Origin of the sequence: Streptomyces sp. RK62 (assembly GCF_018070255.1) — a bacterium.
Lineage (GTDB): Bacteria > Actinomycetota > Actinomycetes > Streptomycetales > Streptomycetaceae > Streptomyces > Streptomyces nigra.
In genome coordinates this window covers 216270-226310 of the sequence record NZ_JAGPYD010000017.1, presented here as the reverse complement: position 1 = coordinate 226310, position 10041 = coordinate 216270, and the positions used below count along the sequence as shown (strand labels likewise).

The 10041-nt window shown below is 72.7% G+C and carries 11 protein-coding genes and 1 rRNA gene; 10 read left to right on the top strand and 2 right to left on the bottom strand.

What is annotated here, in order from left to right; all coding sequences use genetic code 11:
* The 3 genes from rrf to KBY32_RS29950 all read left to right on the top strand — a co-directional run.
* Positions 1 to 115, top strand: a 5S ribosomal RNA gene (rrf, locus tag KBY32_RS29960); the annotation flags it as partial.
* Positions 116 to 274: 159 nt separating this feature from the next.
* Positions 275 to 1444 carry a hypothetical protein gene (locus tag KBY32_RS29955; protein ID WP_247690205.1) on the top strand — a complete coding sequence of 390 codons (1170 nt, stop codon included), beginning with the start codon at positions 275 to 277 and terminating at the stop codon, positions 1442 to 1444.
* Positions 1336 to 2082, top strand: coding sequence for a tetratricopeptide repeat protein (locus KBY32_RS29950; RefSeq protein ID WP_210982304.1), 747 nt, complete (start codon positions 1336 to 1338; stop codon positions 2080 to 2082). The genes KBY32_RS29955 and KBY32_RS29950 overlap by 109 nt, the downstream gene beginning before the upstream one ends.
* 58 nt (positions 2083 to 2140) lie before the next feature.
* On the opposite strand, the gene KBY32_RS29945 is transcribed toward KBY32_RS29950, so the two are convergent.
* Positions 2141 to 3433 carry a DUF1015 family protein gene (locus KBY32_RS29945; RefSeq protein ID WP_210982298.1) on the bottom strand — a complete coding sequence of 431 codons (1293 nt, stop codon included), beginning with the start codon at positions 3431 to 3433 and terminating at the stop codon, positions 2141 to 2143.
* A 72-nt stretch (positions 3434 to 3505) separates the two neighbouring features.
* Here KBY32_RS29945 and KBY32_RS29940 point away from each other — a divergent pair, with 72 nt between their 5' ends.
* The 4 genes from KBY32_RS29940 to KBY32_RS29925 all read left to right on the top strand — a co-directional run bounded on the left by KBY32_RS29940 (position 3506) and on the right by KBY32_RS29925 (position 7611).
* A complete protein-coding gene (locus KBY32_RS29940; RefSeq protein ID WP_210982297.1) occupies positions 3506 to 4534 on the top strand; it encodes an HAD hydrolase-like protein in 1029 nt (342 codons plus the stop codon).
* Positions 4535 to 4601: 67 nt separating this feature from the next.
* On the top strand, positions 4602 to 5645 hold the full coding sequence (locus tag KBY32_RS29935; protein WP_115506225.1) for an iron ABC transporter permease: 1044 nt from the start codon (positions 4602 to 4604) through the stop codon (positions 5643 to 5645).
* Positions 5646 to 5674: 29 nt separating this feature from the next.
* Positions 5675 to 6736 carry an iron chelate uptake ABC transporter family permease subunit gene (locus KBY32_RS29930; RefSeq protein WP_210982303.1) on the top strand — a complete coding sequence of 354 codons (1062 nt, stop codon included), beginning with the start codon at positions 5675 to 5677 and terminating at the stop codon, positions 6734 to 6736.
* Entirely contained in the window at positions 6733 to 7611 is an 879-nt protein-coding gene (locus KBY32_RS29925; protein ID WP_079033692.1) for an ABC transporter ATP-binding protein, read from the top strand. The genes KBY32_RS29930 and KBY32_RS29925 overlap by 4 nt, the downstream gene beginning before the upstream one ends.
* Here the strand turns inward: KBY32_RS29925 and KBY32_RS29920 are convergent.
* A complete protein-coding gene (locus KBY32_RS29920) occupies positions 7595 to 7942 on the bottom strand; it encodes a sterol-binding protein (RefSeq protein WP_055622945.1) in 348 nt (115 codons plus the stop codon). The genes KBY32_RS29925 and KBY32_RS29920 overlap by 17 nt on opposite strands.
* A gap of 42 nt (positions 7943 to 7984) precedes the next feature.
* Here KBY32_RS29920 and KBY32_RS29915 point away from each other — a divergent pair, with 42 nt between their 5' ends.
* From KBY32_RS29915 to KBY32_RS29905, 3 genes are read left to right on the top strand one after another with little or no spacing between them, the layout of a single operon-like run.
* The gene (locus KBY32_RS29915) at positions 7985 to 8275 is read left to right on the top strand and encodes a hypothetical protein (RefSeq protein WP_055622734.1); all 291 of its coding nucleotides are present in this window, start codon (positions 7985 to 7987) and stop codon (positions 8273 to 8275) included.
* Between the two features lie 7 nt (positions 8276 to 8282).
* Complete coding sequence (locus KBY32_RS29910; protein ID WP_055622735.1) at positions 8283 to 9098, top strand: TlyA family RNA methyltransferase; 816 nt, start codon at positions 8283 to 8285, stop codon at positions 9096 to 9098.
* Positions 9095 to 10000, top strand: coding sequence for an NAD kinase (locus KBY32_RS29905; RefSeq protein ID WP_055622736.1), 906 nt, complete (start codon positions 9095 to 9097; stop codon positions 9998 to 10000). The genes KBY32_RS29910 and KBY32_RS29905 overlap by 4 nt, the downstream gene beginning before the upstream one ends.
* The last annotated feature ends 41 nt before the right edge of the window (positions 10001 to 10041 follow it).

Here is a 10041-nt window from a genome sequence, read left to right as displayed (position 1 = left end):
CGGTGGTCATAGCGTGAGGGAAACGCCCGGTTACATTCCGAACCCGGAAGCTAAGCCTTACAGCGCCGATGGTACTGCAGGGGGGACCCTGTGGGAGAGTAGGACACCGCCGAACAATCTTTGGGAAGGACCCCTGGTCACCAGCGTTCAGCTGGGACCAGGGGTCCTTTTGTTTTTACAATGCTTGCAGTACCGAAGACAGGAGTCACCATGTCCACCAACTCTCCCGACGATCGACCGGAGCGCGACCAGCGGCGACGGGACAGTGGTGACCGTGGTGGTTACCGAGGTGACCGTGGTGATCGGGGCGGCTTCCGGCGGGACAACGACCGGCGCGACGACCGCCGTGACGACCGTCGGAACGACCGGGGCGGTGACCGCGGAGGGTTCCGGCGTGACGACAACCGCGGTGGTGGCACTGGCGGCGGCTACGGCCGGCGTGACGACCGTCGCGATGACCGCAGGGACGACCGCCGTGATGACCGTCGTGACGGAGACCGTGGGCAGCGTCCCGGGTTCCGCCGCGACGACCGGCCTGGCGCACCGCGCCGTGACGACCGAGCCGGCGCTCCGCGCCGTGACGACCGGGACCGAGACCGTGGCTTCCGCCGGGACGGTGACCGTCCGGCCTACCGACGTGACGACAACCGTGGTGGCGGCAGTGGCGGCGGCTACGGCCGACGCGATGACCGCCGTGACGACCGCAGGGACGATCGCCGTGGCGACGACCGCGACCGTGGCTTCCGCAGGGACGACCGGGACCGGGACCGCGGCTTCCGTCGGGATGACGACCGGGACCGCGGGTTCCGTCGTGACGACCGTGCTGACCGCGGTGACCGTGGTGGCGACCGCGACCGCGGCTTCCGTAGGGACGATCGCCGTGATGACCGTCGTGACGGTGACCGCGGTGGCTTCCGGCGTGATGACCGACGCGACGGCGACCGTGGTGGGTTCCGTGGGCGTGATGACCGGGACCGCGGGTTCCGTCGTGACGACCGTGCTGACCGCGGTGACCGTGGTGGCGACCGCGACCGTGGCTTCCGTAGGGACGACCGGCGTGACGATCGGCGTGATGACCGTCGTGACGGTGACCGTGGTGGCTTCCGTGGGCGGGATGACCGACGCGACGGCGACCGTGGCGGGTTCCGCGGGCGCGACGACCGTGGTGCTCGTGGGCCGCGCCGGGACGACCGCGGTGGGCGCCCCGGAGGGTTCCGTGGGCGTGACGACCGCAGGGATGACCGGCGCGACGACCGGCGTGACGACCGTCGCGGTGGCGGGCGCCCCGGTGGGTTCCGGGACGACCGGGACCGTGACCGTGAGCCGATCAAGCGGCTGCCGATCCCCGAGGACGTCACCGGCGACGAGATCGACAAGGACGTGCGGCAGGAGCTTCAGAGCCTGCCGAAGACGCTCGCCGAGGATGTCGCGCGCAACCTGGTGATGGTCGCGCGGCTCATCGACGAGGACCCCGAGGGCGCGTACGGCTACTCGCGGGTCGCGCTGCGGCTGGCGTCGCGTGTCGCGGCCGTACGGGAGGCGGCGGGCTTCGCGGCGTACGCCAACCAGAAGTACACCGAGGCGCTGGCGGAGTTCCGGGCCGCGCGGCGGATGACCGGCACCGTGGAGCTGTGGCCGCTCATGGCGGACTGCGAGCGCGGGCTCGGGCGTCCCGAGAAGGCGCTGGACATGGCCGGTGCGCCCGAGGTGCACAAGCTCGACAAGGCCGGTCAGGTCGAGATGCGCCTGGTCGCGGCCGGTGCCCGGCGTGACATGGGACAGCTGGACGCGGCGATCGTGACGCTGCAGAGCCCGGAGCTCGCGTCCAACTCCGTGCAGCCGTGGACCGCGCGACTGCGGTACGCGTACGCGGACGCGCTGCTGGCCGCCGGGCGGCAGGGCGAGGCGCGGGAGTGGTTCGCGAAGGCCGTGGAGGCCGACAAGGACGGCAGCACGGACGCCTCGGACCGGCTCGCGGAGCTGGACGGTGTCGAGTTCGTCGACGCCTTCGACGAGTCTGAGGACGACGGCGAGGGTGAGAGCGACGGCGGTGCCGCGGCGGCGCCGGCGGACGACGAGTGAGTGACTGACGTCTGAGGAGGGGCGGGATCCCGGCAGGGGTCCCGCCCCTTCGGCGTTCTCAGACGTCCAGGACGCGCAGCACCAGGCCCGAGGCCGGTTTCGGGCCGAACGACGTCGACTTGCGGGGCATGGTGACGCCCTGGCGGGCGAGGTCGCGGACGACGTCCTCGCGGACAGGGTGCATGAGCACGGCCGTGCCGCCGTCGCGTTCCGCCTTGCGCACGGTGGCGGCGGTGTCGTGGATGTAGGCGATACGGGCCGGGTCGTCCTCGGGGATGCGCCAGATGTGCGCGAGGAGCGTGGCGTGCAGGACGGTGGCGTCCAGGGTGCGCCAGGCGGCCGGGCGGTCGGCGGGGACCGTGCGGTCGAGCAGGGCCGGGTCCGGCCGGTCGACGAGGTGGAAGCCGCCGTCGCCGGCGAGGAGGTACGCGTTGCCCTTGTCGGCCGCGTCGGCCAGGTGGTCCAGCGCCTCGGCTAGGGGCACCTTGAGGCGGCGTACGCGGAAGTGGCCGTCGAGGGCGGCCAGGGCGTCGGCCGGCGCCAGGCCGTGCAGGAGGCGGTGGATGGCCCGTACGCGCAGCGGGTAGCGGGCCGTGTCGACCAGGAGGACCAGGCCGTGGTCCCAGGGGCTGGGGGAGGGGTGCTCGTCCCGCAGCCGCAGATAGGTGGCCCAGCGGTGGTGGCCGTCGGCGATCAGGGCCTGGCGGGGGGCCAGGTCGGAGCGGACGTGGGCCACGTCGGCGGGGTCGGTGAGCGACCACAGGCGGTGGCGGTAGCCGTCCTCGGTGGTGGTGGCGAACAGCGGCGGCAGGGTGGCCGTGCGGTCGATGACCGCGCTGGTGTCGGTCTCGGTGCCGTCGCCGCGGTAGGTGAGCAGCAGGGGTTCGAGGTTCGCCGAGGTGGCGCGCATCAGGGCGGCGCGGTCGGCGACCACGTGCGGCATGACGTCCTCGTGCGGCAGGACGACCCCCTCGGACGGGTCCGACAGGCGCAGGGCGCCGATGACGCCGCGCTGGAGCATGCCGTCGTCGGAGCGCTGCTCGTAGACGTAGAGCGCGGGTTCGGGGTCGGCCCTGAGGATGCCCTCGGACAGCCAGTGACGCAGCGTCTTCGCGGCCTGCTCGTTGCGGGCGGCGGGGCTGGCGGCCTGGGGCAGGATGAGGCGGACGATGTTGTACGGGTCCGCGTCCTGGAGGTGGTGCAGGCCGTCGGGCCGTACGACGACGTCGTACGGCGGGGATGTCACGGCCGCCAGACCGCCGACCCGGTCGGGGTCGTAGCGGAGGCCGCGGAACGGGGTGAGTTCCAGGCCGGGGCCCGCCGGTGGTTCCGGGTGACCTGCTGTGTTCATCCCGGCATCGTACGGGTGTCGGTGGCATGGGGGATGATCGGGGGAAAGCCGTCGAACGAGGAGCGATGCGGGATGAGCCAGAGCGTCAGGACGAGGCCCGAGGCGTGTGGCCGGGTGCTGAGCGAGGCGTACGACACGGCGCTGCTCGACCTCGACGGTGTGGTGTACGCCGGGGGTGACGCGATCGCGCATGCCGTGGACTCGCTCGCGGCGGCCAGGGCGGGCGGGATGCATCTGGCGTACGTCACGAACAACGCGCTGCGCACGCCGGACACGGTGGCGGCGCATCTGACGGAGCTGGGCATACCGACCGGCGCGGACGATGTCATCAACTCGGCGCAGGCGGTGGCGCGGCTCATCAGCGAGCAGGTGCCGCAGGGCTCCCGGGTGCTGGTGATCGGCGGGGAGGGGCTGCGGGTGGCGATGCGCGAGCGCGGTCTCGTGCCGGTCGACTCGGCGGACGACGACCCGGCGGCGGTCGTGCAGGGGTACGGCGGGCCCGAGCTGCCGTGGGGGCGGTTCGCGGAGGCGTGCTACGCGATCGCGCGCGGGGTGCCGTGGTTCGCGTCCAACACGGATCTGACGATTCCGGGCGCGCGCGGTATCGCGCCGGGCAATGGCGCGGCGGTGGAGGTCGTACGGATCGCGACCGGTGCGGAGCCGCAGGTGGCGGGCAAGCCGTTGCCTCCGATGCACCGGGAGACCGTGCTGCGGACCGGTGCCGAGCGGCCGCTGGTGGTCGGGGACCGGCTGGACACGGACATCGAGGGCGCGTTCAACGGCGAGGTGGACTCGCTGCTGGTGCTGACCGGGGTCACGGACGGCGCCCAGTTGCTCGCGGCGCCGCCGCAGCACCGGCCGACGTATGTGGACGCGGATCTGCGGGGGCTGCTCACGGGGCAGCCGGAGGTCGCCGGTGACGAGGGCGGCTTCCGGTGCGGCGGCTGGACGGCGTCGGCGCGGGGCGAGCGGCTGGAACTCGACGGGGACGGCGCGCCCTTGGACGGACTGCGGGCGCTGTGCGCGGCGGCCTGGACCTGGGCCGGGGACGGCGTGTGCACGCTGGACGCGGAGAAGGCGCTGGCGCGGCTGGGGTTGTGACGCCGGGGGTGTGTCGCCGTGCGGGAGGGCATCGTCGCTGATTGGCAGGCTAGGCTAACCTAACTGCGTGTTGGTCGACAGTCCTCCCCAAGAGCGCGCCCCGTCGGTGCCCGTGTCACCGAGCCGTCGGGTGGCGCGTGCCGCCGGGCTGCTGCTCTCCGCCCTGATCCTGGTGGCCGTCGTTCTGGCGAGCATCGCGATCGGCGCGAAACAGCTGTCGCTCGGCGAGGTCTGGCACGGGCTGTTCGGTAGCACGGGCACCTATGCCGACGTCGTCGTGGACGACCGGATCTCACGGACCGTCCTCGGGGTGCTCGCCGGTGCCGCGCTCGGGCTGGCGGGAGCCGTCCTCCAGGCACTCACCCGTAACCCGCTCGCCGACCCGGGGCTGCTCGGTATCAACGCGGGCGCGTCCGCCGCGGTCGTCACCGCCATCACCTTTCTCGGCGTCACCAGCCTGAGCGGGTATGTGTGGTTCGCGTTCGCCGGCGCCGCGGGGGTCGGCGCGCTCGTCTGGTTCCTCGGCGGCAGCCGGGGCGCCACACCGGTCCGGCTGGCGCTCGCGGGTACGGCCATCAGCGCCGCCCTGTACGGCTATCTGCAGGCCGTGATGATCCTCGACAACGCGGCGCTCAACAAGATGCGCTTCTGGACGGTCGGTTCGCTGACGTCGGCGACGGACTCCACCATCCGGCAGGTCCTGCCGTTCCTGGTCGCCGGCATGGTGCTCGCGCTGTGTCTGGCCCGGCCGCTCAACGCCATGGAGATGGGCGACGACACCGCCCGGGCCCTCGGCGCCCGGCTGAACCGCACCCGTGTGCTGTCGATGCTCGCCGCGACCGTGCTGTGCGGTGCGGCGACCGCCGCCTGCGGGCCGATCGTGTTCGTCGGTCTGATGGTGCCGCACGTGGTGCGTTCGTTCACCGGCCCGGATCTGCGCTGGATCCTGCCGTACGCGGCCGTCCTGTCGCCCGTGCTGCTGCTCGGCGCCGACGTCATCGGCCGGGTCGTCGCTCGGCCCTCGGAGCTCCAGGTCGGCATCGTCACCGCGATCCTCGGCGGACCGGTCTTCATCTTTCTCGTACGACGGCGGAGGACGGCCCAGCTGTGAGCACCGCATCGAAGCAGGCACCGCGGGACGTGGCGGCCGCCACCGCGCGGCGCGGGCGTGCCGCGCGCGCCCTGCGCACCCCGGGCGGGCTCTCCCTCCGCCTCGATGTGCGGGCGCTGACCGTGGTCGTCGTCCTGCTGGCCGCCGCGCTGACCGCCGGCGTCCTGCTGATCGGCACCGGCGAGTTCCCGATCAGCACCCGGGACGTGGTCAGGACGCTGCTCGGGGACGGCAACCCGGGGCAGGAGCTCGTCGTCATCGACCTGCGGCTGCCGCGGGTGCTGGTCGCCCTGCTGGTCGGCGCCTCGCTCGGGCTGGGCGGCGCGCTGTTCCAGGCGCTGTCCCGCAACCCGCTGGGCAGCCCGGACATCCTCGGGCTCAGCCAGGGCGCCACGGCCGGGGCGCTCGTGGTGATCGTGCTGGTCGCCGGGGACGCCCGCCAGGTCACCCTCGGCGCCCTCGCCGGCGGGCTCGCGACCGGTCTGGCCATCTATCTGCTCGCCTGGAAGCGGGGCGTGCACGGCTACCGGCTCGTCCTGGTCGGCATCGGCATGTCGGCGATCATGACGGCGGTCAACGGCTATCTGCTGACCAAGGCCGACATGGTCGACGCGGCCCGTGCCGTGGTGTGGATGACCGGGTCGCTCAGCGGCCGGGACTGGGAGCAGGTCTGGCCGCTGCTCGCGCTGTGCGCGGTGCTCGTCCCGCTCGTCCTCGGCAACGGCCGCGCGCTGCGCATGATGGAGATGGGCGACGACGTCTCGTACGCGCTCGGGGTGCGGGTCGAGCGGGTGCGGCTGCTGCTGATGCTGGCCGCCGTGCTGCTCACCGCGGCCGCCACCGCCGCCGCGGGACCGGTCAGCTTCGTGGCGCTCACCGCGCCGCAGCTGGCCCGCCGGCTGACCCGTTCGCCCGGCCCGAACCTGCTGCCCTCACTGTGCATGGGCGCGACCCTGCTGGTCACCGCCGACTGGACGTCCCAGCGGGTCTTCGGCGCCGACCAGCTCGCGGTGGGCGTGGTCACGGGCGTGCTCGGCGGCGTGTATCTGCTCTGGCTGCTGGTCACCGAGCGCAGGGCGGGCCGGATATGAGCGCCGGCACCGGCCTCGGCAGCGAGGCGACCCACGGGCCGAACAACCGAAGGAGCACAGTGAACCGCCTGTCCGCCGACAACGTCACCCTCGCCTACGACCAGCGGGTCATCGCGGAGCAGCTGTCGGTGGAGATACCCGACCACTCCTTCACCGTGATCGTCGGGCCCAACGCGTGCGGCAAGTCCACGCTGCTGCGCGCCCTGTCGCGGATGCTCAAGCCGGCCGAGGGGCGGGTCCTGCTGGACGGCAAGGCCATCCAGTCGATCCCACCGAAGAAGGTCGCGCGCACCCTGGGCCTGCTGCCGCAGTCCTCGATCGCTCCCGACGGCATCACGGTCGCCGACCTGGTCGGACGCGGCCGGTACCCGCACCAGGGCATCCTGCGCCAGTGGTCCGCCGAGGACGAGCGGGTCGTACGGGAGTCCATGGAGCAGACCGGGGTCGCCGAGCTCGCGGACCGTTATGTCGACGAGCTGTCCGGCGGACAGCGCCAGCGGGTGTGGATCGCCATGGCGCTGGCCCAGCAGACCCCTCTGCTGCTGCTCGACGAGCCGACGACCTACCTGGACATCCAGCACCAGATCGATGTGCTGGACCTGTGCGCGGAACTGCACGAGGAGCAGGGCCGCACCCTCGTCGCCGTGCTCCACGACCTCAACCACGCCGCCCGCTACGCCACCCATCTGATCGCCCTGCGCGAGGGGCGGGTCGTCGCCGAGGGCGCGCCCGGGGACGTCGTCACGGCCGAACTGGTCGAGGAGGTCTTCGGGCTGCGCTGTCAGGTCATCGACGACCCGGAGACGGGCACGCCCCTGGTGGTGCCGGCGGCTCGCAAGGCCCGTACGAAGGCCGCCGTCACAGGAGCTTCCTGAGCAGCAGCAGATCGCGTACACCCGCGTGCAGCTTCACCCGGCCCGCGCCCCAGGCCTTGGCGAAGTGCAGCTCGCCGGCGACCAGGGCGACCAGGTCGTCGCCGGTCATGCTCAGGCGGATCTGCGCCTTGTCGCGGGGTGGGCCCTGGAGGGTGTGGTCGACGTGGATGCGGCCGCCGGTCATCCGGCCGGTGAACGTCACGTCCAGGTCGGTGATGTGGCAGCTCACCGAGCGGTCCAGGGCGGTCGCCGCGCGAACGTCCCCCTCGGCGCGCTGCATGGACTCCGAGAGCTTCTCGAGTGCGACGCGGCACTCCTCGATCGTGGCCATCGTCATCGACGGTACCCCAGGGGTTCGCGGTAGCGTCTGCGCATGAACGACTCTGCGCCCGAGGCCACGACACCGGCCGGCGAGGAGGCCGTGGAGGCCGTCGACGAGCACGACCCGGCCGCCCCCGCCCCGCTGGCCGTCCCGCGCACCCCCACCGGGAACGCCGACGTCGACGCCTGGCTGGAACGGCTGGGTGACGCCGACCACCTCGCGACCGACGGGCACCTCGAGGTGTACGAGGATGTACACCGAGGGCTGCGCGACGCGCTCACCGCGCTCGACGCCCGCCCGGGACCTCCGGCGCCCTCTCCGCCGTATGGAAACAGGAGCTGAACCGAACGTGGCAGGAGTCGCACGCCGCCGTCTGGACGCGGAGCTGGTCCGCCGCAAGCTGGCGCGCTCGCGCGAGCACGCCAGCCAGCTGATCGCGGCCGGGCGGGTCACCGTCGGCAAGACCGTGGCGACGAAGCCCGCCACCCAGGTCGAGACCGCCGCCGCCATCGTGGTACGGGCCGACGACGGCGATCCCGACTACGTCTCCCGCGGCGGGCACAAGCTGGCGGGCGCGCTGGCCGCGTTCATGCCGCAGGGACTCGTCGTGGAGGGCCGGCGGGCCCTGGACGCCGGCGCGTCCACCGGCGGTTTCACGGACGTGCTGCTGCGGGCGGGCGCCGCGCACGTCGTCGCGGTGGACGTCGGATACGGACAACTCGCCTGGACTCTGCAGAGTGATGAACGCGTCACCGTCAAGGACCGTACGAACGTACGCGAGTTGACGCTCGATGCGATCGATGGGGAGCCAGTGGATCTTGTCGTCGGAGATCTGTCCTTCATCCCGCTCGGTCTGGTGCTGCCCGCCCTGGCGCGGTGCGTGAAACCGGACGCCGATCTGGTGATGATGGTCAAGCCGCAGTTCGAGGTGGGGAAGGAACGCCTGGGGAGTGGGGGAGTCGTACGGAGTCCGCAGCTGCGGGCGGAGGCCGTGCGGACGGTGGCCGGGAAGGCGTGGGAACTCGGACTCGGGGTGAACGGGGTCACCGCCAGTCCGCTGCCCGGACCGTCGGGGAACGTCGAATACTTTCTGTGGCTGCGTGCCGGGGCGCCCGCTCCGGACCCGGCCGACATCGACCGTGCAGTGGCGGAGGGGCCGCGTTGACACCGAACCGAGCTCGTACTGTTTTCCTGCTCGCCCACACCGGGCGGCCCGCGGCCATCCGCAGCGCCGAACTGGTGGTCGGCGGCCTGCTGCGTTCGGGGATCGGCGTACGGGTGCTGGAGGCCGAGGCCGAGGACCTGCCGCTGCCGGACGAGGTGCAACTCGTCAAGGAGGCGACCCCGCAGTGCCTGGACGGCTGCGAACTGCTCATCGTCCTGGGCGGTGACGGGACGCTGCTGCGCGGCGCCGAGTTCGCGCGGGCGTCGGGCGTGCCGATGCTGGGCGTCAACCTGGGGCGGGTCGGGTTCCTCGCGGAGGCCGAGCGCGACGACCTGGACAAGGTCGTCGACCGGGTGGTGACCAAGGCGTACGAGGTCGAGGAGCGGATGACCGTCGACGTCGTCGTCCACCAGAACGGCGACATCGTGCACACCGACTGGGCGCTGAACGAGGCGGCCGTGCAGAAGGTGTCCGCCGAGAAGCTGCTCGAGGTGGTGCTGGAGATCGACGGGCGCCCGGTCACCGGGTTCGGCTGCGACGGCATCGTGCTGTCGACGCCGACCGGATCGACGGCGTACGCCTTCTCGGCCGGCGGGCCCGTGGTGTGGCCGGAGGTCGAGGCGCTGCTGATGGTGCCGATCAGCGCGCACGCGCTGTTCGCCAAGCCGCTGGTGACCTCGCCGGACTCGGTGCTCGCCGTGGAGGTGCTGCCGCACATCCCGCCGGGGGTGCTGTGGTGCGACGGGCGCCGGACGGTGGAGCTGCCGCCGGGGGCGCGGGTCGAGGTGCGGCGGGGTGCGGTGCCGGTCCGGCTGGCCCGGCTGCACCACGCCTCGTTCACGGACCGGCTGGTGGCGAAGTTCGCGCTGCCCGTCTCCGGCTGGCGCGGGGCACCGCACTAGAGACCCCGGGGGACCTGGGAAAAGGGCCGGGGAAAGGCCAC

Bases quoted from the DNA above. Each gene is read 5' to 3' on its own strand.
- KBY32_RS29945 (WP_210982298.1), bottom strand. From the start codon at position 3,433: ATGAACACAGCAGGTCACCCGGAACCACCGGCGGGCCCCGGCCTGGAA.
- KBY32_RS29940 (WP_210982297.1), top strand. From the start codon at position 3,506: ATGAGCCAGAGCGTCAGGACGAGGCCCGAGGCGTGTGGCCGGGTGCTG.
- KBY32_RS29925 (WP_079033692.1), top strand. From the start codon at position 6,733: ATGAGCGCCGGCACCGGCCTCGGCAGCGAGGCGACCCACGGGCCGAAC.
- KBY32_RS29920 (WP_055622945.1), bottom strand. From the start codon at position 7,942: ATGGCCACGATCGAGGAGTGCCGCGTCGCACTCGAGAAGCTCTCGGAG.
- KBY32_RS29915 (WP_055622734.1), top strand. From the start codon at position 7,985: ATGAACGACTCTGCGCCCGAGGCCACGACACCGGCCGGCGAGGAGGCC.